General features: G+C 72.1%; 20 protein-coding genes. 6 read left to right on the top strand and 14 right to left on the bottom strand.

What is annotated here, in order from left to right; translation table 11 throughout:
* Positions 1 to 21 precede the first annotated feature (21 nt).
* From AB0C03_RS00220 to AB0C03_RS00210, 3 genes are all read right to left on the bottom strand, one after another.
* Entirely contained in the window at positions 22 to 948 is a 927-nt protein-coding gene (locus AB0C03_RS00220; RefSeq protein ID WP_210861297.1) for an ABC transporter ATP-binding protein, read from the bottom strand.
* Complete coding sequence (locus AB0C03_RS00215) at positions 945 to 3,974, bottom strand: FtsX-like permease family protein (protein WP_357632969.1); 3,030 nt, start codon at positions 3,972 to 3,974, stop codon at positions 945 to 947. The genes AB0C03_RS00220 and AB0C03_RS00215 overlap by 4 nt, the downstream gene beginning before the upstream one ends.
* Positions 3,975 to 4,054: 80 nt before the next feature.
* Positions 4,055 to 4,702, bottom strand: coding sequence for an ABC transporter ATP-binding protein (locus tag AB0C03_RS00210; protein WP_210866698.1), 648 nt, complete (start codon positions 4,700 to 4,702; stop codon positions 4,055 to 4,057).
* A gap of 279 nt (positions 4,703 to 4,981) precedes the next feature.
* Here AB0C03_RS00210 and AB0C03_RS00205 point away from each other — a divergent pair, with 279 nt between their 5' ends.
* Entirely contained in the window at positions 4,982 to 6,148 is a 1,167-nt protein-coding gene (locus AB0C03_RS00205; protein ID WP_030336008.1) for a peptidoglycan DD-metalloendopeptidase family protein, read from the top strand.
* Positions 6,149 to 6,210: 62 nt separating this feature from the next.
* A complete protein-coding gene (locus AB0C03_RS00200; protein ID WP_357632964.1) occupies positions 6,211 to 7,575 on the top strand; it encodes an N-acetylmuramoyl-L-alanine amidase in 1,365 nt (454 codons plus the stop codon).
* A gap of 23 nt (positions 7,576 to 7,598) precedes the next feature.
* On the opposite strand, the gene AB0C03_RS00195 is transcribed toward AB0C03_RS00200, so the two are convergent.
* From AB0C03_RS00195 to AB0C03_RS00185, 3 genes are read right to left on the bottom strand one after another with little or no spacing between them, the layout of a single operon-like run.
* A complete protein-coding gene (locus AB0C03_RS00195) occupies positions 7,599 to 8,180 on the bottom strand; it encodes a TetR family transcriptional regulator (RefSeq protein WP_030336004.1) in 582 nt (193 codons plus the stop codon).
* Positions 8,181 to 8,232: 52 nt separating this feature from the next.
* Positions 8,233 to 8,898: a hypothetical protein gene (locus tag AB0C03_RS00190; protein ID WP_051708768.1), complete on the bottom strand. Its 666-nt coding sequence runs from the start codon at positions 8,896 to 8,898 to the stop codon at positions 8,233 to 8,235.
* 28 nt (positions 8,899 to 8,926) lie between these two features.
* Positions 8,927 to 11,332: a PEP/pyruvate-binding domain-containing protein gene (locus AB0C03_RS00185; RefSeq protein WP_357632960.1), complete on the bottom strand. Its 2,406-nt coding sequence runs from the start codon at positions 11,330 to 11,332 to the stop codon at positions 8,927 to 8,929.
* 150 nt (positions 11,333 to 11,482) lie between these two features.
* Between AB0C03_RS00185 and AB0C03_RS00180 the strand changes: the two genes are divergently transcribed.
* The 3 genes from AB0C03_RS00180 (at position 11,483) to AB0C03_RS00170 (ending at position 15,616) form a co-directional block, all read left to right on the top strand.
* A complete protein-coding gene (locus AB0C03_RS00180; protein WP_387223150.1) occupies positions 11,483 to 12,130 on the top strand; it encodes a M23 family metallopeptidase in 648 nt (215 codons plus the stop codon).
* Positions 12,131 to 12,202: 72 nt separating this feature from the next.
* The gene (locus AB0C03_RS00175; protein WP_030335996.1) at positions 12,203 to 12,433 is read left to right on the top strand and encodes a DUF2188 domain-containing protein; all 231 of its coding nucleotides are present in this window, start codon (positions 12,203 to 12,205) and stop codon (positions 12,431 to 12,433) included.
* A gap of 174 nt (positions 12,434 to 12,607) precedes the next feature.
* Positions 12,608 to 15,616 carry a fibronectin type III domain-containing protein gene (locus tag AB0C03_RS00170; RefSeq protein WP_030335994.1) on the top strand — a complete coding sequence of 1,003 codons (3,009 nt, stop codon included), beginning with the start codon at positions 12,608 to 12,610 and terminating at the stop codon, positions 15,614 to 15,616.
* A gap of 77 nt (positions 15,617 to 15,693) precedes the next feature.
* Here AB0C03_RS00170 and AB0C03_RS00165 read toward each other — a convergent pair whose 3' ends face one another.
* The 4 genes from AB0C03_RS00165 to AB0C03_RS00150 all read right to left on the bottom strand — a co-directional run bounded on the left by AB0C03_RS00165 (position 15,694) and on the right by AB0C03_RS00150 (position 19,847).
* On the bottom strand, positions 15,694 to 16,677 hold the full coding sequence (locus AB0C03_RS00165; RefSeq protein ID WP_210859045.1) for a COG1361 family protein: 984 nt from the start codon (positions 16,675 to 16,677) through the stop codon (positions 15,694 to 15,696).
* 16 nt (positions 16,678 to 16,693) lie between these two features.
* The gene (locus tag AB0C03_RS00160) at positions 16,694 to 17,239 is read right to left on the bottom strand and encodes a hypothetical protein (RefSeq protein WP_030335990.1); all 546 of its coding nucleotides are present in this window, start codon (positions 17,237 to 17,239) and stop codon (positions 16,694 to 16,696) included.
* A gap of 168 nt (positions 17,240 to 17,407) precedes the next feature.
* Positions 17,408 to 18,430, bottom strand: coding sequence for a DUF4331 family protein (locus tag AB0C03_RS00155; protein WP_357632953.1), 1,023 nt, complete (start codon positions 18,428 to 18,430; stop codon positions 17,408 to 17,410).
* A gap of 160 nt (positions 18,431 to 18,590) precedes the next feature.
* A complete protein-coding gene (locus AB0C03_RS00150) occupies positions 18,591 to 19,847 on the bottom strand; it encodes a glycoside hydrolase family 16 protein (protein WP_030335985.1) in 1,257 nt (418 codons plus the stop codon).
* 380 nt (positions 19,848 to 20,227) lie between these two features.
* Here AB0C03_RS00150 and AB0C03_RS00145 point away from each other — a divergent pair, with 380 nt between their 5' ends.
* The gene (locus AB0C03_RS00145; RefSeq protein WP_210863986.1) at positions 20,228 to 20,626 is read left to right on the top strand and encodes a hypothetical protein; all 399 of its coding nucleotides are present in this window, start codon (positions 20,228 to 20,230) and stop codon (positions 20,624 to 20,626) included.
* A 13-nt stretch (positions 20,627 to 20,639) separates the two neighbouring features.
* Here the strand turns inward: AB0C03_RS00145 and AB0C03_RS00140 are convergent, their stop codons facing one another.
* From AB0C03_RS00140 to AB0C03_RS00125, 4 genes are all read right to left on the bottom strand, one after another.
* A complete protein-coding gene (locus AB0C03_RS00140) occupies positions 20,640 to 22,097 on the bottom strand; it encodes an aminotransferase class V-fold PLP-dependent enzyme (RefSeq protein ID WP_357632949.1) in 1,458 nt (485 codons plus the stop codon).
* Complete coding sequence (locus tag AB0C03_RS00135) at positions 22,090 to 23,844, bottom strand: ATP-binding cassette domain-containing protein (protein WP_357632946.1); 1,755 nt, start codon at positions 23,842 to 23,844, stop codon at positions 22,090 to 22,092. Before AB0C03_RS00135 ends, AB0C03_RS00140 begins: the two co-directional genes overlap by 8 nt.
* Before the next feature lie 179 nt (positions 23,845 to 24,023).
* The gene (locus tag AB0C03_RS00130; RefSeq protein ID WP_210857995.1) at positions 24,024 to 24,857 is read right to left on the bottom strand and encodes an alpha/beta fold hydrolase; all 834 of its coding nucleotides are present in this window, start codon (positions 24,855 to 24,857) and stop codon (positions 24,024 to 24,026) included.
* Positions 24,854 to 25,438 (bottom strand): TetR/AcrR family transcriptional regulator, encoded by a 585-nt coding sequence (locus AB0C03_RS00125; protein WP_357632942.1) that lies wholly within the window; start codon positions 25,436 to 25,438, stop codon positions 24,854 to 24,856. The genes AB0C03_RS00130 and AB0C03_RS00125 overlap by 4 nt, the downstream gene beginning before the upstream one ends.
* Positions 25,439 to 25,476 lie beyond the last annotated feature (38 nt).

The raw sequence follows: 25,476 nt of genomic DNA, 5'->3' as shown, positions 1-25,476 counted from the left end.
GGGGCCGTTCAGACGGCCTGGTCAGGGCGGGTCGCCGACGCTGGTCACCCCGTCGTCTCCGGGGCGGGACGACGGGGTGGTCACGGCGCGCAGGGTGATCGACTGGTCGGTGTGCTCGACCTCGAACAACGTCCCGGCGGGGAAGGCCGCCGACGTCTCGGGCGGCAACTGGATCGTGCCGTCACCGGCCACCACGGCGAAGTCCCGGCCGTCACGCCCCTCGGCGCCGACCCGGCCGTCGCGGATGGTGACCGCCCGGCCCAGTCGGGCGCCCACCTCGCCGTCGTGGGTCACCACCACCACTGTGGTGCCCCGCTGCGCGTTGACGGTGGTCAGCGCGGCGAGCACCTCGTCACGACCGGCCACGTCGAGCTGACTGGTCGGCTCGTCGACCAGGAGCAGGCCGGGCCCGGCGGCGAGCCCCTGCGCCAGCGCCGCCCGCTGGCGCTGACCCGGGGTCAGGTCGGCGACCCGCCGCGCGCCGGCACCGCCGAGACCGACCAGTTCGAGGATCGCCTCCGGTGGGTCGAGCCGGCGTCTGGCCGTGCGCGCCACGGCTCGCTGCGCCAACCAGATGTTGCGCGACAGCGACAGGTACGGCAGCAGGTTGCGTTCGGCGCCCTGGAGCACGGTGCCGACAGTGGTGCCGCGCAGGGCGGCCAGGCCCTTGGCGGGGAGCCGGGACAGCTCGTGGTCGCCCACCTGGACCCGCCCGGCGGAGGGCTGCATGAGCCCACCGAGGATCGCCACCAACGTGGACTTGCCGGAGCCGGACGGACCCACCAGCGCCAGCATCTCACCGGCCGCGATGCTCAGGTCCACGCCGGAGAGAGCGACGACGTCCCCGGTGGCGGTGGGGTAGATGTGGATCAGTCGATGGCAGCTGACGGCCACCCCCTCGGCCGGCCGTGCGGTGGTCACCGGCGCGTCCTGCCGGGCCGCGGTCATCGACCGCTCCGGCGGCGCACCGAGCTGGCGATGATCCGACCGAGCACGACAGCGGTGAGGGCGAACAGGACGACGGCCGGCACCGCGAACAACAGCAGCCGGTCGACGGTCGGCCAGTCGGGTGTCGGGACCGGTGAGCGGCCGTCGCTGAACAGGCGCTGCCCGCCCCGGGTGAGGAGCCAGATCACCAGGGTGACGAGAGCACCCGACCCCACCGCGAACGCGACCGGCCATCCGTAGCCGCCCCGTACGGCGCGTGGCGGCAACCCCTGCCGACGCAGCGCCACCAGCGTGGCCACCCGGGCGCGTTGCTCGGCGGAGGCCGTCGCCACCATGCCGGCCGCCCCGATCAGCACCCCGGCCAGCGCGGCGAAGACGTTGAAGCGCAGCGCCAGGGCCGCTCCCTGTCGATCGAAGTCCGCTCGGACCTGGGTGATCGTCCGGTCGCCCCGTACGACCAGGCCCTGTTCGCGAAGCCGGTCGAGGACATCGGTGGGAGCCGACCGCGCCAACCAGACCTCCTCGCTGCCGTTCTGACTGGCGACGGCGAGTCGGTCCGCGTACTCCAGGTCGGCGATGAGACCGGACGCGCCGAGCCGCGGCAGGCGGTCGACCAGACCTCGAACCGACCCGTTGGTCGGTGTCCCGTCGACACCGTCGTACGGATGAGACCCGCCGAGGCTCGTCCCCTTCGACCGGGTCAGGTAGATGGGCAGCGGGAACGGCGAATCGAGCACACCGACACCGGCCGGCCTCGCGCGCGGGCCTTCCGCGACTTTGAGGACCAACGCGGCTTTCGTTCCGCTCGCTGTGCTGATGGACGTGTCATCCGTATCGAGCAGCCGCCACCGTTGCAGATCGGCGAGCTGTGCGCCGGTCAGCACGACCGACTCGCCCTCGCCGTCGGCGGTGCTCAGCTCCTCGAACTGGACCGTGAGTGGCCGGGACACCACGGGAGCATCGATCTCGATCTTGACGAGTCGGCATTCCTGCGCGCACTCGGGCACCTGGAGGTCGTAATCCTTCCGGCCGGGCGTGATGTCCTCGCGGGCAAGGGCAACCCGGGTGCCGTTCCGTCCGGAGATCGTGATCGCGAGGCGGACCCGATGCCCGCCGAAGATCTCGGCGTCGAAGTCGGCGGAGAGCGCCATGATGAGCTGCTGACCCCGCAGCCGCACCGGTTGCCCGGGTGCGGGCGGGTGGATGTCTCGGGCGATGTCCGCCAGCGAGGCGCCGTAGGACGGATGCGGCGCGGCCACCGTCGCCAGCCTCTCGGAGTCCACTGCCAGCAGCGGTGTGCCGGCCGCGGCGGGCGTACCCGACACCACGGCGGCCATCGCGAATCTGCCCTCGGGGTCGACCGCCCGCACGGCTGTCAACAGATGTGCACGCGACGTCGCGTCGACCTCGACGACGCGGGGCGCGCCGACCTCGACGACCGACCGGTCGAGGTAGGCGGCCGAGGCGACCTCACTCGTCGCGACGGTGAAGGCGAGCATGGCGACGGCCACGGTGAGCAGGGCGATCAGCGGCCGGAACCGGGGTTGGCGGGCCACCTGCACCAGGGCGAGGCCGACCGCTGTGCGGCCACGCGCGAGCAGCGCCGCGCCCACAGCGGCGCCGGCGAGCATCGCGACCCGCGCCAGCAGCACGCCTGCGGCGAGCGCTCCGGCGATCGGTGCCACCAGCGCCAGACCACTGGGCGATCCGCCGGAGCGCAACTGCACCACGGCGCCCACGGCGATGGACACCGCGACGACGTCGCCGATGGTGGCCCGCCACCCTCGTATCCGGGCCGGCACCCTACGCAGCAGGTCGACGACCGGCGCGGACATCATCCGGGCCTGGGCCAACAGCACCGCGGCGAGCGCGCCGAGGGCGGCGACAGCGGCGAAGACGATCGTCGTCGCGTCCACGGCGACGTCGGCGTGGGCCGGGAGGGTGCGCGCGGCGAGCAGGTCGGCGGCGGCCAGACCCGCCAGGCAGCCGAGGGGGATCGCGACCAGGACGGGCACGGCGTGCTCACCGATCGCCAGCACCCACAGCCGTCGACGCTGCACGCCACGGAGCAGGAGCAGGCCCTGCTCCGGTCGGCGTTGGTCGGCCGCCGAACCGACAGCGACGAAGAGGACCAGCCAGCAGAGCAGGACGAGCAGCCCCGCGCCCAGCACCACGCCGTCGGCCAGCTGCCCGCGTTGCAGTGTGACGCGGTCCAACAGACTCGGCAGGCTGCTGCCGGCCCCGTAACCCTCACGCCCCCCGTCGCGCTCCAGCACCGCGATCGTCTCCCGCAGGTCCGGCACGGATCGGCCGTCCAGCAACCGTTCGGTGGCGTAGAGATCGGCGGTCGAGCGGGACAGGATCACGTCGTCGGCGAGGGGTGACGACTCGGCGCTGAAGATGGCGTCCTCGGCGCTACCCGGGATCGACGTGGTGGCCGTGTCCGCGGCGGGCGGCCGGATGAGCTCCTCGCCGAGCCAGTACGGATCCCGCACGTCCAACGGTTGGTAGACGCCGGACACCCGCACCGGCACGGCGCCGAAGGTGAACTGATCCCCGACGCCGACACCGAGCCGCGCCGCGGTGTGCGTACTGACCATGACCTCGGGGACCTGACCTCTCGCTGTGGCCCGGGGGCAGGCGCCGGTCACGGCGACCCGCTCGCAGACCCCCGCCCGATAGGTCAGGTTCGAGGTCACCCTGCCGGCGCGACCGGCGGCGACACCGCCGCTCTGGGCGCCCAGGACGACGTCGAACCCGGCCGGCGTCAACTGACGGACCCTGTCGGCGAACACCGTCCTGGTCGGATCGCCGGGCATCCCCGGATACTCGACGGGCTCGGCGAGTCGCACCCGCCGCTCGTTCGGCTGCGCGGTGGACAGTTCGTAGCGCCACAGGGCCTGCCCGGCCGCGGCGGTGTAACTCGGTGCGGCCGCGGCGGCGGCACTGGCGAGCAACGCGAGCAGGAGCACGGCGGCGGCCTGCGCCCGACGGGCCGCGAGCGCTGCCCAGATGATGGTCAGCATTGACGGCGATGCTATCGGCGGTGCCTTTCGCCCGCCGTCCCGTGCGGATGGACTGAGATCTGCCGGTTATCGCAGGCCCGTCAATCGCGGACGATCTCCGCCCGACCCTCGACGAGATGCAGCTCCGCCTCGCAGGCGGCGGCCACCTCCGGGTCGTGGGTGGCGAACACGACCGCCGCGCCCCGGCGTGCCTCGTCGTGCAGCAGATCCAGCACGCGCTGCCGATTACCCGCGTCCAGCTCGCTGGTCACCTCGTCGGCCAGCAGCACGCCGCCGCGCAGCGCCAGACCGCGAGCGATGGCCGTCCGCTGCTGCTGGCCGCCGGACAGCTCCTCGACCAACTGGTCGGCCTGGCCGGAGAGACCCAGCCGATCCAGCATCGTTGCGGTCTGCTGGCGGGCCTGCGCCGCTGCCACACCGCCGGCGACCAGCGCCACCTGCAGGTTCTCGGTGGCGGTCAGGATCGGGGCCAGACCGTTGTCCTGCGGGACGAGGACGATCCGGTGCTCGACCGCGTGGTCGCGGTCGCGAAGCGCCTGCCCGTCGACTGTCACCGCGCCGTCTCGCGGGCGCAGCAGCCCGGCCATCGCGTGCAGCAGGGTGGTCTTGCCGGCACCCGACGAACCGGTCAACGCAAGCACCCGACCCGGACGGACCGTCACCGACACGTCCCGGAGCACGGTCGGCGCATGGCCGTAGCCGATCGACACCCGTTGAAGAGTCAACATCCGCGCTCGCCCCCTCCGGTAGCGGCGTTCCGCACAGTGCCGCGCCCTACCGCATGGCGCAATTCTCGTTCAGGGGTGGTGCGGCGCGCAGCCCGGCCGAGGCCGGCTCGGGCGCGAATCCAGGGATGTAGAAAACCTTCGATGGGTTCGTTGACTTTTGACGATTTGCTACACAACAATCGGCGTCAATATCGACGGTTGTCTCTCGGTTGTGATCCGGCGGGAGGCATCCGTGGCGGAACTCGACGGTCCGAGAACCCATCCGAAAGTGAGGCCACGATGAGACACGGTCGACGACTGGTCGGCGGCACAGCCGCCGCCCTGTTGATGGTCACGAGCCTGATCGGGGCGGCGCCCAGCGCCGCCGCCGCGGCCGTCACCCCCGCGCTCACCGCCGCGGTGACCGCCAAGCTGCTCGGTTCTGCCGAACTGTCAGTGGCCGGAGCGCGACCGGAGACCCGGGTCACCGTCAGCCGTACCAGCGGCCGGTGGGCGTTCGGCACCGCCGTCGCCCTCGCGCCCCGGCAGGAGGACGCCCACCCCACCGGGTCGATCTTCATCGCCCGGTCCGAGCCTGCCGGGTGGCGGATCGCCTTCGACGGCGAGGCCGCCTTCGGCGCCCTGGCCGCCGAGTCGCCGCTGACGACCGCGCAGGAGAGGGACGTGCTCACCACCACCCCGAGCCCGATGTACGCGGGCGGCGACTACCGGACCGGGATGGCCCTGCCGTTCGGCGTTGGCCAGACGTGGACGCTCACCAGCGGCCCGCACGGCTGGGGTGGAACCGAGTCGCCGTACAGCTCGGTCGACCTGGCCGGCGGCGACCAGGTGGTCCGTGCCGCCCGGGCGGGCGCGGCGTACACGATGTGCCAGGGGTGGATCCGGGTGATCCACGACCGGGGCTACTCGACCGACTACTACCACCTGTGGAACAGCATCTCCGTCAACGGCGCCAGCGTCGGTCAGGGCGCCGTCCTGGGTAACACCGGCACCGACGTCACCTGCGGCGGTGCCGCCTACGGCCGGCACGTCCACTTCGGGCTCCGGCAGAACAGCGCGTACGTGCCGATCGCCGGGCACGACATCGGCAAGTGGGTGCTGGCCAACGGGGCCGCCGCGTACCAGGGCGGTGCACGGCACGGGTCGGCCTGGGCCGGTGCTGGTGGCGGTCTCTACAACTACGGCGCGCTCGGCTTCAACCAGGGGGTGGTCGACGCGAACGGCGGCGGGGCGCTCACCCGACGTGCCGGGCCGGGGACCGGCTACGGCTCACTCGGCTCGGTGGCCGACGGCGCCACTGTCACCATCTCCTGCTCCGCCAACGGCACCTCGCACACCGGCCGGTATGGCACCACGGCGCTCTGGAACCGGTTGAGCGACGGCAGTTGGGTGTCCGACGCCTACCTGTCGACAGGTGTGAACGGTCCGGTCAACGGCTGGTGCTGACGAGCCCGACCCCGAGGTGGGCGGCCCCGCGCCGCCCACCTCCGTCACCGCGAGGAGTGCTGATGTCCGCTCGAACCTCCCACCGAAGCCGCTTCCTGCTCGCCCTGACCACCGCCCTGACCGGGGTGGTCGTGGGTGCCACCCCCGCCGCCGCCGACCCCGGCGGGACACCAGCGACGGCCACCCCGCTGGCCGTCGCGTTCGACACCGCCGCCGCGCGCTACGACGTTCCGCGCGACCTGCTGGTGGCGCTCGGGTACGCCGAGTCGCGGCTGGACATGCACGGCGGCGCGCCGAGCGCGGCCGGCGGGTACGGGCTGATGCACCTGACGAGCAACCCCGAGGTGCGCACACTGGACGAAGCCGCCACGCTCACCCGGCTCAGTCCGGCCGCGCTGCGGACCGACGCTACGGCGAACGTCCTCGGGGCGGCAGCAGTGCTGCGCGCGTACGCCGATCAGGCCGGCCGCACCGCCGCGGACCGCGACGACGTGAACGCCTGGCATCCGGCGCTGGCCCGCTACGGCGGCGCGCACGACCCGTCGGTGGCGCGGCGCTACGCGGACAGCGTCTACGACCTGCTGCGCGCCGGGTTCAGCGAGCGCGGCGAGACGGTGTCGGGCCGACCGGTAGCGCCGCGCCGGGGCACCCTGGAGCGCGCCGGCGGGGTCGGCACGCTCAGCACCGACTACGGGCCGGCCGTCTGGGCGCCGGCCAGCACCAGCAACTACACGGTGGCCAGTCGGCCGGGCAGCCACCCGGTCACCCGCATCGTCATCCACACCGCGCAGGGCTCGTACTCCGGCACCGTCGGCTGGTTCCAGAACCCGGCCGCGCAGGCCAGCGCGCACTACACCTTCCGCTCCTCCGACGGGGCCGTCACCCAGTCGGTGCGGGAGAAGGACATCGCCTGGCACGCCGGCAACTGGACCTACAACACCCAGTCGATCGGCATCGAGCACGAGGGGTACGTCGACAATCCCGCCTGGCTCACCGACGCGATGTACCGCGCGTCCGCCGCACTCACCCGCAGCCTCGCCACCAGGTACGGCATCCCGAAGGACCGGGCGCACATCATCGGGCACAACGAGGTGCCCGGCGCGACGCACACCGACCCGGGCCCGAACTGGAACTGGACCTACTACCTGCAGTTGGTCAACGGCATCACCGGCGTCGGCTCCGGCACGGTGAGCACCAGCGCGAGCACCCTGAACGTCCGCTCCGGCCCCGGTGCCAGTTATCCGGTCGTCGGCTCGGTCGCCGACGGCGCCACCGTCGCCGTCTACTGTCAGGCCGTCGGCAGCACTGTCACCGGCCCGTACGGCACGACGTCCGTCTGGAACCGGATCGGCACCAACCGCTACGTCTCCGACGCCTACCTGCTGACCGGCTACGACGGGTACATCCCGAACGTGCCGCGCTGCTGACGGCCCGGTACGACCACTACCGCTCAGGCGGTCGACGACGCGCCGAAGAGCAGGTCCAGCTGGGCGTCCAGCGCGCCCAGCGCCTGCTCGGCGGTGTACTGCCCGCCGAGCAGGTAGACACCCAGCCCTTCCATCAGCGCCAGCAGACCGGCCGCGGCGGCGGCGTCGTGCCGCTCGGGCAGGAGGCCGGCGATGAACTCGGTGAGCTGCCGGGTGCCCTCCCGCAGGCCGGTCGCGGCGGCCGGACGTACCGCCGTGTAGGCGAGGAACGCCAGCGCCACCCGACCGTCGTCGCGGGTGTGCGCGTCGACCGGCAGCAACGCGGCGAGCAGGGTCCGCAGCAGCAGCCGGGGCGGTGGGTCAGCACCCAGCCGGGCCACCGCCTCGGTGACCCGGATCTGGCTGCGCTCGCGGACCACGCTCAACGCGAACGCCATCATCTCGTCCTTGGTCCGGAAGTAGTGCTGGACCATGCCGGCCGACACGCCGGCTGCGGCGGCCACGTGTCGGAGGCTGACCGCTTCCAGCCCCTGAGCCGCGGCGACCCGCATCAACGCGTCCGCGATGAGGGTGCGTCGCTCCTGGTGGTCGACCTTCTTCGGCATGGCCTCGATCGTTTCACAGTGGTTGGCCCGGGCACCCCGCCAGCGGCGGTGGTTACCGGCTGACGGTGCCGCCCGTGGGGGTGCCCCGGGCGCTGCGCAGCAGGCCGTCGGGGTCGTCGGCGTACAGTCGCAGCTCGTTCGTCGGCGCGGACCCGCCCCTCGGCAGGTCGAAGGTCAGCGGCCGGCGCAGCAGGACGTCGACGCTCGTCTGGCTGCCGACGGCGATGGACACCACCCGGCGGTCGCCCTCCTGCTCGACCTGGACCGACCTGCTCGACGGCAGCGAACGGTACCGCTTGCGCAGTGCCTCGACGTCGGCCCACGGGATGAAGATGTCGATGCCCGCGTTGAGCCGCACCCGCAGGCCACTGTCACCCACGACGTGGGGATGGATGGTCATGCCGGCGTACAGCCCGATCATCCAGAGCAGACCCCAGACGCCGAGGCCGAGCACGATCCAGCGGGCGGGCCGCCAGGGCACCACGTGGGTGACGACGACATCGAAGATCGGGATCTCCAGCGCCGACAGCCCGATGAAGATGCCCAGGATCGGCTTGACCACGCCGAGGTAGCCGAACGGCTCGTCGCCGGGCCGCAGTGGCAGTGCACGCCGCCGCGCCCACACGTAGAGGTTGCGCCACGTCGCGGCCTCGGCCTCGGCCGCGCGACGCAGCAGCGGGCCCACCCGCGCCCTGGTCGTCGCCGTGGTGTCGCTCATCGTCGTCCTTCTCCGTAGGGGTGGACGGTCAGTGGACCGTGACGGTGCCGGCGCCGCCGTCGACAGTGACGAGTTGCCCCGTGGTGATCGTCCGGGTGGCGTCCGGCACGCAGATGACGGCGGGAATGCCGTACTCGCGGGCCACCGTCGGGCCGTGCGCCATGATCGCGCCGGTCTCGGTGACCAGCGCCGCGGCGGTGAGGAACAGCGGGGTCCACCCGGGGTCCGTGGTCGCGGCCACCAGGACGTCGCCGGGCTCGACGTGGGCGGTGCCCGGGTCGTGGACGACCCGGGCGGGGCCGGTCACCCGACCCGCCGACGCGCCCACGCCGGCGAGCGTCCCGTCGCCGGCCGCCGTCGGGGGCAGGACCGCCTCGACGTCGGTGCCGTCGGAGAGCAGCGCCACCGGCACCGTCGCGCGGCGTAGCTCCCGGCGGTGCACGGCCCGCCGGGAGGTGACTGTCGCTCGCGGGTCGACACCCTGGTGTACGGCGGCGTGCACCTCGTCGAGGGTCAGGAACATGATGTCGTCGGGTTGGTCCAGCAACCCGGTGCCGTGCAGGTCGGCGCCGATGAGCAGCAGTTGCCGGCGGGTCTCGCGCAGTGGGTACAACCCGGCGAACTTGCCGGCCTCGCGCAGACCGGCCAACGACCGCGCCCGGCGCAGCAGGAAACCGGCGATGGTGCCGCGCACCGGCCGCCGACGGCGGGCTCGCCCGATCAGCTCCGCCAGCGCTCGCTCGGCGGCGACGGCGGCCTGTCGGAAACGTTCGTCGGGGCCCTGGCGTGGATCGGTGACCCGCAGGTAGTTGGCGACAGCGGCGAAGACCGGCGCGGGGTCCTCCTCCCAGCGCGGCACGCCGAGGTCGACTTCGGCGACGCCCCGGTGGCCGTAGGCCTCCAGGAAGGCGACCATGCCGATGTCGGGCAGGGTTCCGCGCAGGTAGCGCGTGGCCAGCTCGGCCGGCGGGGTGTCGAGCAGGAGTCGGCGGTGCTCGCCCGCGCCCTGGGCCAGCCGCCACAGCGCCAGGTCCATCTCGATGGTGACGTTGTGCGGCATGCCGCCCAGCACGGTGTGGATCTCGTCCGGCCCGGTGAGGCCCTTGAGCAGCGCGGCCGGCAGCGCGGCGGCCAGCATTCCCGCGACGATCGGCCACATGATCGCGTCGGCGCTGTCGTCGGCCTCCTGCGCCGTCTGCACGAAGCGCAGCCGGTCGGCGGCGGTGCGCAGGTCGGCGGGGGCCGCAGACCGGGTCCTCAGCCGCTCGACCGCCTCGAACATCCGAATCCGTGCGGTGTCGGGACGGGCCAGCGCCCGCAGGATCCCGACCACCGCACGCCGGGCCGTCCGCAGCGAGGCGGCCCCCGGGGCCCGGCCGCGGCGGGGGCCGCCGTTGGTCGGGGCGAAGCGGGGGTCGTCCAGCAGGTGCTCCATCACCGCCTGGGCGCGCGGCCCGAAGTCGACAGCCATGAGCTTGACCAGCCGTTTGCGCGACGACCGGTCCCGGGCCAGGTCGGTCAGGTCGCCGTAGAGCCGCCCACCGATGTCCACGATCTCCACCCGCACCCCGAGCGCGGCCAGCATGGCGGTGATCTGCGTCCGCAGTGTCGCCATGCCCATCGGGGTGACCGGTCGCAGCATGCCCTGGACGTGACCGAACTCCAGGTAGACCCGGGGGAGGGGCTTGTCGGTGGCCGGCGGCTGCGGAAACATCGTGGTGATCGGCCGGGCCTGCAGCAGCCACTGGACGTCGTGCGCGTCGATCGCCCACTCGATGTCCTGCGGGCAACCGAAGTGGGCCTGCAACCGTTCGCCGGTGGCGCGCAGATCGGCCAGGTGTGCGGAGGTCAGGCAGCCGGTGTCGGCTCGGCTGACGCCGTCGAGGACGTAGTGGTCCACAGTCGCCGCGCCGTCCACCACGGCCGTGCCGAGACCGGGGGCCGCGTCGACGGTCATCTCGTCGCGCCGCCCGCTCAGCGGGTTCGCGGTGAACAGCACCCCGGCCACCGTGGGCGTGATCATGCATTGCACCACGACGGCCATCCGCACCTGCCGGTTGTCGATCTGTCGGGCGTCGCGGTAGGCGGTCGCCCGGTCGCTGTGCAGCGAGGCCCAGCACTTCTCGACGGCGGCGATCAGCTCGGCGTCGCCGACGACGTCGAGCACGGTGTCGTGTTGCCCGGCGAAGCTCGCGTCGGGCAGGTCCTCCGCCGTGGCGCTGGAGCGCACCGCGACCCGGCCCGCGCCGAGCCGTTGGTACGCGGCGACGACCTCGGCGGCCGGTACCACGCCGAGTCGGTGTGCCTCGGTGGTGACGCAGAAGCCCTCGGGGACCCGTTCGCCGCGCCGGATCAGCTCGCCCAACCCGGCGGCCTTGCCGCCGACCAGGTCGAGCAGGTCGGTGGTCGCCTCGGACAACGGGATCACGTGCATGGGGGCCCACTCTCTTTGCAATACAACTGCATTGAATGCGATGGTACCTCGTTGACGATGCGACTGCAATGTCACCGCTCGCGGTGCGACAGGGCTTTGAGGCGCTGACCCGGCGCCGTGGCGTTGCCGGGATCTGCCATGCTCGGGCCGGTGACGACCGGCCGCCCCGCCAGAGCCCGTGCCCACCGCCGCCCCCGACGCCGTGCCATCCGCGTCCTCCTCGCGCTCGTCGCGGTGGCGGCCGTCCTGGGCATCGCGGTGGTGGCGGTGCCGATGCTGCGACCGGCCGGGCCGCGTCCGCTCTTCCAGATGCCGGTGGCCTGTGGGGAGACGTGGCAGCTCAGCACCTATCCCGGCCACGACGACTACGACGTCGACTTCTTTCCCGTCGAGGGCGAGACGTGGGGGCGGCCGGTGCTCGCGTCCTATGCCGGAACTGTCACCGTGGCGGGCGTCAACGGGTCGCTCGGTGGTCGTACCCCGGAGAACCCGGAGGGTCCGCGCGGGCGCGGCGGCGGTTACTGGGTGAAGATCGATCACGGCGGCAAGTGGGAGACGCAGTACCTGCACCTGCTCGAACCACCACTGGTCGAGGTGGGTCAGAAGGTCGCCCAGGGCGAGCAGATCGGGAAACTGGGCAGCACCGGCAACTCCGGCGCGCCGCACCTGCACTACGAGCAGCGCCGAGGCTGGGAGAAGGTCGAGACGCACTTCGACGGCGAGCCGTCGGGCATCACCACCGACGAACGCGAACAGATCCTGCGGCGGGTGAGCAACAACTGCCCGGCCGTCTCCTGAGGACGGCGGTTTGCCCGGTGCTTCTCGGGGCACTGATTCGGGGAACAGTTCGGACCCAGGGAGGAGCCGGCCATGGTCAAGGGTGACGTCGACACGTACCACGAGGACGGTCAGTGGAAGAACAAGCCGGAGGGCAACGAGCGGGCCAGCAGCACGCATGACGTGAAGGCCGACGCGCAGGCCCAGGGCCGCGAGATGGCGGCCGACCGCGGCGTCGAACACGTGGTCAAGAAGCAGGACGGCACGATCGGGGAGAAGAACACCTACCCCCGCAGCCGTGACCCCCGCGACATCGAGGGCTGAGCGCCCTCGTCCCGAATCTCGCACGGACCGACCCCCTCGGCAGGAGTGCCGGCGGGGGTCGGTCCGTTTCCGCTGGCGGTCGTCGGCCTGCCGCGGTTATCCGAGTACCGAAATTATGGGTGTTTTTGGGGGTTATAGTCCGAATCGGTACTGGAGTGAAAGCTGGGAGTGGGCATGTCGTTGTGGAACCGGCGTGGTCCGTCGAGCGCCGGGGCGCTGATCATCGTCGTGCTCGCCGGGATGCTCGTGGTCGAACCGCTCCCGGCGTCGGCGGCCGGCTCCGTCCTGTTCGACCAGCCCTTTCACCAGAACACCGCGAACGGCATCGGCGCGGTGTCGCTGCCAGCAGTGCCCGGCACCGGGACTACCAACGCCGCCTGCCTGAGCGCGGCCGGCAACTCCACCACCGGCCCACTGCTGAGTTGCACCACAGCCACCGACCCGCAGGGCGCGGGCAAACTGCGCCTCACCCCCGCGACCGTCAACCGGCAGGGCGGGGTGTTCGGCGCGGTGAGCGTCCCCACCTCGCAGGGCCTGCACCTGACCTTCAACACCTACCAGTACGGCGGCGGCAACCCGGGCGCGGACGGCCTCGCCTTCGCGCTGGCCGCCGTCGACCCGGCCAACCCGAGGTCGCCGTCCACCCTCGGCCCGTCGGGCGGCTCGCTGGGCTACTCGGCGGCCTTCAACGGCGTGTCGGCGGGACTCTCCAACGGCTACCTGGGCATCGGCCTGGACGTCTTCGGCAACTTCAGCAACAGCACGTACCAGGGCACCGGCTGCACGAACCCGCCGTACATCTCGACCACCAACGCGCGGGTCCCCGGCCAGGTGGTGGTCCGGGGACCGGGCCGCAACGGGGTCGGCTACTGCGCGCTGAACAGCACCGCCGCAAGCACCTCGGCTCCTGCGCTGCCGCTGCGGGCCAGCACCCGAGCGGCGTCGGTGGTGCCGGTCGAGGTCGTCGTCAACACCACCTCGTCGTCGTACACCACCGACACCGGCATCACCGCTCCCGCCGGCCAGTACCGGGTCAGATTCACCCCGGTCGGCGGGCAGGCCCGAACCCTGGAAGGCGCGCTCCCGGTGGTGTCGCCCAGCCTGTACCCGTCGCCGACCTGGCTCAACGCCAACGGCTACCCTCGGCAACTCGCCTTCGGCTGGGTGGGCTCGACCGGCTCGGTCACCGACTTCCACGAGGTCGACGACGCCCGGGCGGTCAGCTTCAACCCGGTACCCGACCTGAACGTGGCGCAGACCAGCGCGGTCGGTGCCACCCCACAGCCCGGTGACCCGGTGACCTACTCGATCACCGCGGGAGTCGACGCCGGCACCGCCGAGACGGCACCGATCTCGGTCACCCAGACCCTCCCCGCCGGTGTCGTCCCGCGCGGCGCGTTCGGCTCCGGTTGGGTCTGCGGCGCACCCTCCGGTCAGAGCGTCACCTGCACCAACAGCAACGGCCCGTTCGCCGGCGGAACCTTCCTGCCGCCCATCACGGTCACCGCGACCGTCACCGGCACCGGCGTGACGCCGGCACAGATCCAGACCGCGACGGTGGCGACCTCGTCGTCGATCGACGCGAACCCGGGTCTCGCCACCGGCACCACCCCGGTCGCGCCGGCCACCGCACCGAGCGGCGTCACCGTCACCCCGGCGCAGAGCACGGTCTCCGGAGGCATCCCGGTCACCGTCGGCGGCAGCAACCTCACCGCAGCGACAGCGATCACCATCGGTACGGCCGCCGAGCAGCAGGCCGGCACGTCGGTGCTGCTGGTGCCGTGCACCTCCGGCCCGGCCGCCGGCTGCTTCACCGTGAACCCCGACGGCACCCTCGGCATCTCCGCCATGCCCGCCCGGTCCAGCCCGGCGACAGTCACGGTCAGCGTCGTCACCCGAGGCTCCGCCGGATCGGCGAGCTACGTCTACGCGTCCGCCCCCGGCACGCCGAGCACGCCCACCGCTGTCGCTGGTGGCGCCAGCGCCACCGTGAGCTGGACCGCGCCGGCGAACAACGGCAGCCCGATCACCAGTTACCTGATCACCCCGATCCGGGACGGCGTCACCCAACCGACAGTCACCTTCGACGCCTCCACCACCAGTCGCACCCTGACCGGGCTGACCGTCGGCGCGTCGTACACCTTCCGGGTGGCAGCGGTGAACGCCTACGGCACCGGTGCGGCCAGCCCACCCTCGGCGGCGGTGGTCCCGTACACGCTGCCCGCGGCCCCGACGAACACCTCGGCCACCGCGGGCACCAACGCCGCCACGGTGAGCTGGACGGCCCCGGCCAACGGGGGGTCGCCGATCACCGGTTACACGGTGACGCCCTACCTCGGTGCCGTGGCGCAGACCCCCCGGGTCTTCACCGGCACCGCCACGACCCAGATCGTCACCGGGCTGACCGCCGGTGCCTCGTACACCTTCCAGGTGGCCGCGACGAATGCCGCCGGGACCGGTCCACAGTCGCCCGCCTCCGCGTCGGTGACCGTCAACGCGCCACCGACGCTGACCTTCCCACCGCCCCCACCCGGCAAGGCGTACGACCCGTACCAGTACCAGCTGACTGTCACCGGCGGCACGGGCCCGTTCACCTGGGCGGTCAGCGCGGGGAGCCTGCCGGCCGGGCTGACCCTCGACCCGCTCACCGGGCTGCTCTCCGGCACGCCCACCGAGGCCGGGACGTTCCCGTTCACCGTCCGGGTGACCGACTCGTTCGACCAGTCCGCGACCCGACCGGTCGACCTGGTCATCACCCCGCTCGGCGGGCTCTCCATCAGCGTCCCGGCGGTCTCCGCACTCGGCACCGTCACCTCGGGCACGACCGGCGTCTCAGGCCAACTCGGTCCGGTGACCGTCACCGATGACCGGGGGCCGTTCTCCGGAAACTGGGTCAGCGTCGTCTCCAGCACGAGCTTCACCACGGGTTCCGGCTCGGGCGGCGAGACCATCCCCACCAGCAACATCACGTACGCCTCCGGGCCCGCCCTGGCCAGCACCGGGATCGGCACCTTCGTGCCGCAGCCCGGGGCGTCGCTGTCCACCCCGCGTACCGCCGCCGGGTGGTCCGGCCAGGCGGGGGGCCCGAACGCCGCGACATGGAACCCCACCCTGTGGGTGGCCATCCCGTCCGGAGTGGTGGTCGGCGACTACGTGGCGGTCGTGACCCACTCCGTCATCTAGGGTCGCTTCGCTGGCGGGACGCCGCTGCCCGGCCGTTGGAAGGCAACGGCCGGGCAGTCTCTGCGGTGGTGCGGGCGTCAGGCCAACCGGGTCCGGTGCCTGCGGACGAGATGCCAGCCACCAAGGGTGCCCAGCACCAGCAGGGCGATCCCGCCGACCAGGTAGACCAGCCAACTCGGCCCGCTGGAGGCCGAGACCGTCATCGGCGCCGCGACGGGAAGGACGATCTTCCCGGTCGCGGTGCGCTGCACAGTGCCGCTGGCGAGCGTCGCGTGCACGTCCCAGGTCCCCGCGGGCAGCGTCTGGTTGACCTCGATCCGAACCTGACCGCTCTGGCCGGGCAGGATCGTCACCCCGTTGGTCACCTTGAACGGTCCGGCCTGGACCGCGGTCTTGGTCAGCGACAGGGTGCCGGTCATGTCCAGCGCGCGTTCACCGGTGTTGGTGACCTTCGCGGTGACGACGGGGAACTCGCCGGTGCCGGGCTCCGCGGCCAACCCCTCGATCCGGAAGTCCGTTGGCGGCTCACCACCCGGACCGACGTCGAGGTAGACCCGGATGCCCACCCGGTGGATCTGGGTGACGTTGCCGGCGCCTTCCGTCGCGCTGGTGACCTGTGCCCAGATCGCGGCGTACCGCTCGCCCTTCGAGGCCTTCTCCGGCACGGCGACCTCGACCTCGACCGGTCGTCGCTCGCCCGGGTCCAGCCGCATCGCGGCGGTCCTCAGCCGGATCCACCCGCTGAGCTCGTTGCCGGTGCGCCCCTCGGGCACGGTGAAGGCGTTGTTCTCGACCGACGCGGCGCCGGCATAGAACTCGATCTTCTGCGTCTCGGCGGAGGTGTTCTGCACCTCGACCCGGCGGTTGATCGTCGCCCCGGGCTTCAGGTGGTCCACGATGTAGACCCGAGCGCGGGGATCCTGCACCCGACTCGCCGGGATGTCCAGCATCCGGATGCTGATCGCGGCCTCCTCGGCCGGATCGTGTCGCTGCTCCCGCACGGCAACGGCTGGTGCCGCCGAAACCCCGAGCGCCACGAGGGCGACCGAGGTCAGCAGCACCAGCCGGCCGAGCGGCTCAGAACACCGAATGTGTCACCGTCCCGGTGTAGACACCCTGGACGGTGCCGACGGGCACGTTCACCACCAGGGTGGGGTTCCAGGCGGCGAAGTTGTTGCCGGTGCCGCCGGTGTGGGTCATCGCCGTCCGGGGCACGTTGATGACCACCGCGTCGGCGGAGGTCGGCTGGCCCGGTGTGAAGGTGCCGCCGCCGGCGGTCGCCGTCGCGGGGCCGGACCAGTACAGGACGTTGATGTTCGGGATCGTCTCGCCGGAGCTGCCGCCGCCGGTGGTGAAGTCGGTGGAGATGACGTTGGCGGTCCAGTTGGGGGTGAGCGACCCGCGTTGGTCCAGCACGGTGACCGGGCCGAGTTGACCGGAGACGGTCGTGCCCTCCACGCCGTTGCCGATGTTCGCCGTCGACGGCACAGTGATCGACAGACCACCGGCGGCGTCGACGGTGAGGGTGACGACAGTGTTGCCCGTGGTGTCCGCGGCGGCGGGTCCGGCGAGCGCGGCGACGGCGGCAACGCCGGCCAGGCCCGCGAGAATCTTTCTGCGCATCGAGTCTCCTTCGTCCTAGAAAACCTGGGAAGCGCTTCCGAGACTAACTACGCAAAACGCCCATAATGGGCTGAACGACGCGAACGTCACCCGGTCGTCGGCCGGTGGTCGTGTTCGGTCTCGGCGAGGGCCCGGCGCCCTGCTGGCCGCCGAGCCCCGCGAGCAGCCTCAGGCCGGAACCACGTACGGGAATGTGGCGGAACGGGCCGCCTTGGTGACCTCCGAGGTGAGACCGGAGGTGGTCGCGGTGTTGAGAACCAGGGAGAACATCACCTCGGGCGCGTTGTCGGCCAGGCCCCGTCCGTTGCGGCCCGCGAAGCCGAAGTTCGCTGCCGTGCCGACCGTGTACGACAGCAGGTCGGGGTAGAGCTGCCGGGCGACGCTCCAGCCGTACGCCTGTGGATCCGGCGCGGTGCCGTTCGCCTTGACGACCCCGGCGACCGCGTTCGCGATCTCCTCGCCGCCTTCGGCGAGGTCGCTGCCGGGGTGCCGGAAGTTCGCGGGGTCGGAGAAGTCGGTGTCGTGGGGCCAGAAGATCGGCCACATCATGGGGTGGCCGGCGCGGTTGATCTGGCGCCAGCCGCCGGCGTCGGTGGCCAGCAGGGTGCGACACCACACGCCGATCTCGGTGCCCTCGCGCAGCAGTGGCTCGTCATGGGAGACCTCGAGAACGATCGACTCGACGGTGGTGCCGGCGAAGCTGTTCCTGGCCTGGTCGGCCCGCCACGCGGAACGGTCCACCACTGAGCCGTTCTTGACCGCGCCGTTGATGGTGGCGAGTTCGTCGAGGTCGATGAAGAAGGGGTCGGTGATCCGGCCGGCCCAGACCCGCACGTTGCCGCCGGCCGTCACCTCGGCGGTCCGCCCCTCGACGATGGGGGTGCCCATCGCGGCGTCGTCGCGGGCGTCGGCCCCGGTGAGCTCGTACAACTGGAGGGCCTGCCGGGCGTCGCCGTCCGGTTCGCCGAAGGCGAACCGGTAGGTCAGGTCCTCCGCCTCGGAGCCATTGATGTGAATCTTGATCTCGTAGCGCGCCTCGGCGTGGAAGCCGCGCTTGATGTCCGCCTTGGTCACCGAACTGTTCACGTCCATCACGAAGACAGTGGCGCGGTCGCCGTTGAAGACGAAGAGGTCGTCGATGTACAGCTGGCCGCCCTGGGCGGCGAGGGGCGTATCGAGGTGGTGCGACATGAGCTCACTCCCGGAACTGGCCAGATTATGGATTAATCCGAACATAGAGGGCGCAAGCCTGGCCGCTGCGTTCATCGAGCCAATCGGTCTGCCGGGAACGCGGACACACACCGGTGGGCCGCCCGAGCTGCGCTCGGATGGCCCACCGGTGAACGGGTGGTCAGATGCGAGACCACTTCTGGTTGGCCGCGCCGAGGCAGTCCCAGAGGTGCAGCTTGCCGCCGTTGTTGGGGTTGGCCTCCCGTACGTCCACGCACTTGTTGGCGTTCAGGTTGACCAGGTCGCCGGCGGCGTTGAGGGTGAAGCGCTGGGCGCTGTTGCCGTTGCAGCTGACCAGGTTGACCTCGGTGCCGTTGGCGGTGCCGGCCCAGGCCGGGTCCATGCACTTGCCCATCGCGCGGATGGTCCCGTCGGAGGCGAAGGTCCAGCTCTGGGCCGCCGTGGTGTTGCAGTCCCAGATCTGGAGTTTGGCGCCCTCCACCGGGTTGGCGCCGGGGATGTCGATGCAACGACCGCTCTGCGCACCCCGGATCCGGCTGGTGCCGGCCCCCGGGTCGCCCCCGCCCGAGGTGTAGCTGGACACCCGGACGTAGTCGACGAGCATCTGCTGCGGGAACTGGGTCGAGCCGTCCGGGTAGCCGGGCCAGTTACCACCGACCGCCACGTTGAGGATCATGAAGAAGGGGTGGTCGAACACCCAGCGGTTGCCGCCGAGCCGAGCGGGATCGACCCGGTGGTACTGCACGCCGTCGACGTACCACGTGATCACGTTCGGTTCCCAGTCCACCCGGTAGGTGTGGAAGGTGTCGGCGAGCGGCGCGCCGAGGGTGCGGCTGCCCGTGATGCCGCCGCCGCCGGAGTAGCCGGGCCCGTGCACGGTGCCGTAGACGGTGTTCGGCTCCCGGCCGATGTTCTCCATGACGTCGATCTCGCCAGCGTCGGGCCACCCGCCGCCGGTGCCGAGCATCCAGAAGGCCGGCCAGATGCCCTGGCCGCGCGGGATCTTGATCCGGGCCTCGAAGCGCCCGTACGTCTGGGTGAAGGTGGCCGCCGTCAGCAACCGCGCGGAGGTGTACTCGCAGCGCCCGTAGTGGCACTGGTAGTTGGCGGGGTTGTCCCGACGGGCGGTGATGACCAGGTTGCCCTGGCCGTCGTGGACGGCGTTGCTGGTGCTGTTCGTGTAGTACTGCCGCTCGTTGTTGCCCCAGCCGCCGCCGCCGATGTCGAACCGCCACTTGTTCTGGTCGACGGGGGTGCCGGCGGGGGAGTTGAACTCGTCCTGCCAGGTGATGGGGCCGATGGCGGCCTCGGCCCGGTCGGGGTGCGCCGGGAGGACGAGCGCCGTCGTGGTCGCGACGAGGGCGACCGCCAGGAGTACGAGAGGGCGGAAGCGGAGGCTGGGCCGGGCTGTGAACACGGGAGGCTCCTCAGCGTGGGGGTGGTGGAGGCGCTTGACCAGGATAGAGAGCGCTCTCTGGAGCGAAGTATGTCGATATCGTGGCTTTCTGTCAAGAGTGTTTCCAATACCACGACCGTCCGTTACCGCCCGATGCTGACCAGTGAGCGGCAAGCGCCGGACCGCTGTCGTTGACCTGCGGTCGATCGATGCCTCCGAGATGGACGGCGCTGACCCGTCGACGGAGTTCGGCGGCGGCACGACTGTTACTCGATAGCGGTCGAATCGACCCTTCCTATTGCCGTGGGGCGTCCACCCGCGACAGGATGGCGAGGCGTGCCGGAAACGTTTCCGTAACCTGCGCGCTGCTGGTCTCTGTCACAAGGAAGTGGGAGTCAGTCATGAGCGAGGCGTCGACGGCGCTGGGTGTGCGCCTTTACCCGGACCTGGTCGAGCGGGGTGGCCTGGCCCCCGCGCTCATCGACACCGCTGCCCGGCACGGGCTCGATGTCGGCCGGGTGACCGCGCCGGAGCAGGGGCGGGCCCGGTTCACCTGCGCCGAGCTGCACTCCGACGAGGGCGTGGTCTGCGTGGGGCTGGGATCGCAGGCTCGATACTTCATGATCGACCTTCGGGTCTCGGGCGAGGTTCTCGCGCGCGGTGACGTCATGGACCTCGCGCAGGTCGCCCACGTGGCCGCGGCCTGGCGGGCCGGCCTGACGATCGCCGAGCTGACCGCCCGGTTCCCGTTCATGGAGGAGATCAAGCACCGCCCGGCACCGGTGGCCCAGGTCGGCTGACCGGCCGGCCCGGTCAACAGCGCAGCCGAGGTGGCAGTGGTGACTCGGCGCCGGCCCCACGGTTGAGGTAGGTCGACTGGACGAAGGCGACGAAGCGTTCCGCGTCGGTCGCCGTGGACGCCAGTCCGAACGAGACGCGGACCGCGCCGCCCGTCGGCAGCCGCAGCGCCGCGAGGTACTTGTCGATCGTGTAGACCCCCGCCAACAGTCGCTGCCGCGTCGCGGCCCGGCTGATCCCGAACGCGCCCTCGCCCGCGCCGGGATTGCAGAAACAACCGGTACGCAGGGAGATGCCGGCAGCTGCCGCCTCCCGCGCCACGAGCCGTTCGTCGACCACCGTGCCGTCCGGGTGGCGGAGGTTGAACGTCACAGTGCCGCCGCGCCCCGCACCCGTCGTCGGCCCGTACACCTCGACCAGCGGCCCGCCGGTGTCGTGCCGCAGGGTGGCCAGCCGCTCCAGCAGCCAGGCGGTGAGCAGGCCGACCCGGGAGTGGACGAGGTCCACGCCGATCGAGTCGAGCCAACGCAAGCCGAACTCCACGTCCGGGATGCTCAGGAAGTTGAGCGTGCCGTCCTCGAACGCCGACTCGTCGTCCATCGGCCGGTGCCAGTCACCCTGCACACTCACCGCCCGGATGGTGCCGCCGGCGAACCACGGCCGGCGCAACCGGGCCAGCGCCGAACGGCGGGCCAGCAACGCGCCGACGCCGGTCGGGTAGCCGAAGAGCTTGTACCAGCTCAGGCACACGAAGTCCGGCCGTACGACGCTGAGGTCCAGCCGGTTCGTCGGCGCGAAGGCGGCAGCGTCGAGCAGCACGTCGTAGCCCCGTTGGTGGGCCAGCTCCACCCAGCCCAGCGGGTGCTGCACGCCGGAGAAGTTGCTCTGTGCCGGATAGGCGAACAGCCCGCGCCGACGCGACCGACGGGCCAGGCGGCCCCGGCCGGCGTCGAGCGCCGCGACCAGGTCCGACTCGGCGACCCGCAGCTCCGGCCCGTCCAACGGCACATAGCGCACGGACCCGCGGGCGGACCGGGCGTACTCGCGGATGCCGTTGACCGAGTTGTGGTTGTCCCAGGTCAGCACCAGTGACGCGGTCCTGCCGAAGTGGTACGCCTCGCCGACCAGCCGGCAGGCGCCGCTGGCGTTCGGGGTGAAGACGACCGCGTACTCGGCCGGGTCGGCGCGGAAGAAGTCGAGCACCGCGCGTCGCGCCGACTCCACCAGCGAACCGGCCGCCGCGCTGGTCGGGTTCTCCGAGTGCGGGTTGCTGTACAGGCCGGCGAGCAGCCGATCGTGGTGGGCGCGCACCTGGGCCTGGGCCGTCACCCCGGCCCCGGCGTAGTCGAGGTACACCCGCCCGTCGGCGTCCAGGTGTCGGTACTCGGTGGCGCGCAGCTCGTCGATCCGGCCGGTGGCGGCGTATCCCGGCAGCGCGGTGGGGGAGGTGTGCGGGGCCGGCTCACTACGCACGACGGAAGTCCCTCCGCACCAGCACCGCCCAGGCCGCGCCCAGGAAGAGCAGCACGAAGCCGCCGAGCACCAGCCAGTCGACCCACACCGGTCGGGAGAAGCTGTCGCCGTACGTGGCCAGTAGCGGCGGGCCGAGCGGGGAGCCGCCGTCGCGCCAGAGCCGCTCCACCCCGGCGGTGTGCCCCAGGCCCTCGAACGCCCACCGGTTCGACATCGCGTAACTGAGCCACTGACCGCCGACAGCCATGGCCGGCACCGGCAGGATCGCGCCGACGAACAGCACCTGCGGGAAGCAGAGCATCGGCAGCATGAGCGTCGCCTGCGCCGCGTCGGACACGGCCGCCGAGCAGAGCAGGCCGAGGGCGAGCGCCGCCGCCGAGGAGAGCAGCAGGGTCGCGTACAGGGCGGCGAAGTCGGCGCCGCCGACCGGCGGGAGCCGGTCCATGCCGCGCAGCACCCCGAGCAGCGCCAGGTCCACCAGGGCGAGCAGTGGCAGCAGCACCGCGACCTTCGCCAACAGGTACGGGGCCAGCCGGACACCGGCCAGCCGCTCCCGGCGCAGGATCGGCAGCTCGGTGCAGATCTGGAGGAGCCCGTAGGTCAGCCCGAAGAAGAAGCCGCCGAACGCGATCCAGAAGAGGATCATCACGGTCACCGTCGGGCTTGGTCGGCTCGGCTCGAACGCCCCCGGCCGGAACAGCAGCGCGAACATGCCGAGCACCATCAGCGGGGAGCCGAGCAGGATCGCCAGCGTCAGCCGGTTGCGGGCGACGATCTCCGCGTTGCGCGCGGTGAGGACCGCCCACTGGCGCAGCCGGCCGGCGCGCCGGGGTGGCGGCACGGCGCCGCCGTCATCGTCGGTGCTCCGGGCCGGCTGCTCGGCGGTGCTCCGGGCCGGCTGCACGGCGGTGCTTCCGGCCGGCTGGTCGGTGGTGCTTCCGGCCGGCTGGTCGGCGTCGCGCTGTTCGGCGAAGCGGTCGGGCCACTCGGCGGGCCGGGTGGTGTCGTCGAGTCGGAGGTGCAGCTCGACGAGGGACCGCAGGCCGAAGAACTCCCGGGCGGCGGCCGGGGTGCCGCTGAAGGCCAGCCGGCCCTGACGGGTCAGCACGACGACCCGGTCGCAGTGGTCCACGTCGGTGACCTGGTGAGTGGTCAGCACGACAGTGGCTCCCGTGTCGGCGAGCGCGCGGAGCACCCGGAGCAGCTCCACGGCGATCGCCGGGTCGAGTCCGGAGGTGGGTTCGTCCAGGAAGAACACGCCGGGTCGGGTGAGCAACTCGACGGCGATGCTGGCGCGCTTGCGTTCACCGCCGCTGAGCAGGCCGACCGGCGTGCCGGCCCGGTCGGTGAGTCGCAGCTCGGCGAGCACCTGTGCGACCCGGTCACTGATCTCCTCCGGCTCGGTGGCGGAGGGGAGGCGTAGTCGGGCGGCGTACCGCAGGGTGCGGGCCACTGGCAGCTCGCGGTGGATGATGTCGTCCTGCGGCACCACCCCGATGGCGCCGGTAGCGGCGGTGCCGTCGTACGTCACGGTGCCCGCTGTCGGGTGCTGCACCCCGGCGAGGACCTCCAGCAGGGTGGTCTTACCGGCGCCGCTGGCGCCGACGATCGCGACCAGCTCGCCCGGCGCGATGCTCAGCGAGATGTCGGCCAGGATCTGGCGGCCGCCTCGCACGCTCTGGCCCAGCCCCTGAGCGGCGATGCCGACACCGGCTCGCGGGGGAGACGTGGTCTGCTCGGTGGTCATGGCGAGTGCTCGATCCGGTCGGGGAGTGGTCCGCCTGAAAATCGTGACTCGTCGATGCTACTGAGTGACCGCGCAGTGTTGCCCGGAGTGGACGGTCAGTGACCGTTGTCCGGTCAGCCGATGGTGGTCCGTGGCGGCGGCCGGTGCACCACCGGCCGCCGCCGTGCGGGCGGGTGGGGTCAGAGCGGCGGGGCCTCGGCGAAGAACTGCCGCAGCGCGTCGGCGACCAGGGTGGGCGCCGTCATCGTCACGAAGTGCGACTGACCTGGCCAGACGAGGTAACGGGCCGCCGGGATCGTCGCCGCGAGGGTGGCCATCGTGGTGGGCATCGGCTCCCAGGTGTCCGCGCCGGCCATGAGGAGAGTCGGTACGGCGATCGAGGACCACCGGCTGATGTCCGTGCTGTCCTGCGCGAGAGCCTCCAGGTCGTGCAGCCAGCCGACCGCCGAGCGGCGCGCCTCGACCGGGTCGGGCACCCGGTCGCCCATGCTGGCGGCGATCGCGGCGACGACCTCGGCCGGAACCCGGGTGACGTCGTTCAGGGCCGCGGCCATCGCGGCGGCGTCGTCGCGATCGAAGGCGGCACGGTACCGGTCGAGCGGCGGCGCGATCTCCGCCCCGGCCGCGAAGAGCGGCGGCTCGAAGACGGCCAGCGAGCGGACGGGGCGCGGATCGGCCAGGACGGTGTGCAGCGCCGCTGTCGCTCCATAGGACGCACCGACGAGATGGACCGGTCGGCCTGAGGATCGGCGGGCCGACTCGATGACGGCGATCAGGTCGGCGGTCTCGTGCCGGAAGGACTTGGTGCCGGCCGGGACGTCACTGGGACCGTAGCCGCGCCGGGCCGGCAGCCACACCTCGTGGTCGTGGGCGAGGTGCTCCGCGACGGCGGCCCAGGAGTGCAGCCCGCCACCCGAGCCGTGCACCAGGACGACGGGGTCCCCGACGCCCAGGCGTCGTACCACCAGGCGGGTCCCGTCGGTCGACTCGATCGACTGGTCGTGGCTGTTCACTGCTGCTCCCGGGTCTCGGTCGGCCAGTTGCTCAACGTGGTGTGCACCGCGTCGAGGATCGACTGCCACGACGCGTCGACGCTGCGGGGATGCCCGAAACCGTCGACCGTTTCGAGGCTGGTGAAGCCGTGGAAGGTGCTGCGGACGAACCGCATCGCGTCGGTGAGTGCCGGTTCGTCGAGCCCGTACCCGCGCAGCATCGCGTAGCTCAGCTCGATCAGGCGCAGGTGCCCCGCCGACCGGGTGCCGACCTCGGGCGGCAGCTGAAGCTGGGTCGCCGCGTACTGCCCGGGGTGCGTCACGGCGAAGGCGCGCCAGGCGTCGGCGAACCCGATGAGGGCCTGGTGGCCGGCCCGCCCCGCCACCGCGAGCGCGAGCGCGTCGGCGAACGTGGCCGCCGCCCGCACCGCGACGTGTTCGATCAGCGCGTCGCGGCTGCGGACGTGGACGTACAGGGCGGCGTCGGAGACCCCGAAGTGTCGGGCGACGGCCGCGACGGTCAACCGGGACAGGCCGACCGCGTCCGCCAGCTCGGCTGCGGCGGCCGAGACGCGCGCGCTGGTCAGACCCTGCCGTGGCATACCGAACCTTTGCCTCGTTAAGCGGAAACTTAGGGGTC

The sequence above is a fragment of the Micromonospora parva genome, from assembly GCF_040649675.1.
Taxonomy (GTDB): Bacteria; Actinomycetota; Actinomycetes; order Mycobacteriales; family Micromonosporaceae; genus Micromonospora; species Micromonospora parva.
The sequence above is the reverse complement of the archived record's forward strand: the minus strand, read 5'-3'. Positions and strand labels throughout refer to the sequence as shown.

What these genes read in the sequence shown, in the direction of transcription:
- AB0C03_RS00160 (WP_030335990.1), bottom strand. Translation starts at nt 17,239, where the DNA reads ATGCGCAGAAAGATTCTCGCGGGCCTGGCCGGCGTTGCCGCCGTCGCC.
- AB0C03_RS00145 (WP_210863986.1), top strand. Translation starts at nt 20,228, where the DNA reads ATGAGCGAGGCGTCGACGGCGCTGGGTGTGCGCCTTTACCCGGACCTG.
- AB0C03_RS00185 (WP_357632960.1), bottom strand. Translation starts at nt 11,332, where the DNA reads ATGCACGTGATCCCGTTGTCCGAGGCGACCACCGACCTGCTCGACCTG.
- AB0C03_RS00220 (WP_210861297.1), bottom strand. Translation starts at nt 948, where the DNA reads ATGACCGCGGCCCGGCAGGACGCGCCGGTGACCACCGCACGGCCGGCC.
- AB0C03_RS00125 (WP_357632942.1), bottom strand. Translation starts at nt 25,438, where the DNA reads ATGCCACGGCAGGGTCTGACCAGCGCGCGCGTCTCGGCCGCCGCAGCC.
- AB0C03_RS00210 (WP_210866698.1), bottom strand. Translation starts at nt 4,702, where the DNA reads ATGTTGACTCTTCAACGGGTGTCGATCGGCTACGGCCATGCGCCGACC.
- AB0C03_RS00205 (WP_030336008.1), top strand. Translation starts at nt 4,982, where the DNA reads ATGAGACACGGTCGACGACTGGTCGGCGGCACAGCCGCCGCCCTGTTG.
- AB0C03_RS00155 (WP_357632953.1), bottom strand. Translation starts at nt 18,430, where the DNA reads ATGTCGCACCACCTCGATACGCCCCTCGCCGCCCAGGGCGGCCAGCTG.
- AB0C03_RS00200 (WP_357632964.1), top strand. Translation starts at nt 6,211, where the DNA reads ATGTCCGCTCGAACCTCCCACCGAAGCCGCTTCCTGCTCGCCCTGACC.
- AB0C03_RS00175 (WP_030335996.1), top strand. Translation starts at nt 12,203, where the DNA reads ATGGTCAAGGGTGACGTCGACACGTACCACGAGGACGGTCAGTGGAAG.
- AB0C03_RS00195 (WP_030336004.1), bottom strand. Translation starts at nt 8,180, where the DNA reads ATGCCGAAGAAGGTCGACCACCAGGAGCGACGCACCCTCATCGCGGAC.
- AB0C03_RS00135 (WP_357632946.1), bottom strand. Translation starts at nt 23,844, where the DNA reads ATGACCACCGAGCAGACCACGTCTCCCCCGCGAGCCGGTGTCGGCATC.
- AB0C03_RS00190 (WP_051708768.1), bottom strand. Translation starts at nt 8,898, where the DNA reads ATGAGCGACACCACGGCGACGACCAGGGCGCGGGTGGGCCCGCTGCTG.
- AB0C03_RS00215 (WP_357632969.1), bottom strand. Translation starts at nt 3,974, where the DNA reads ATGCTGACCATCATCTGGGCAGCGCTCGCGGCCCGTCGGGCGCAGGCC.
- AB0C03_RS00170 (WP_030335994.1), top strand. Translation starts at nt 12,608, where the DNA reads ATGTCGTTGTGGAACCGGCGTGGTCCGTCGAGCGCCGGGGCGCTGATC.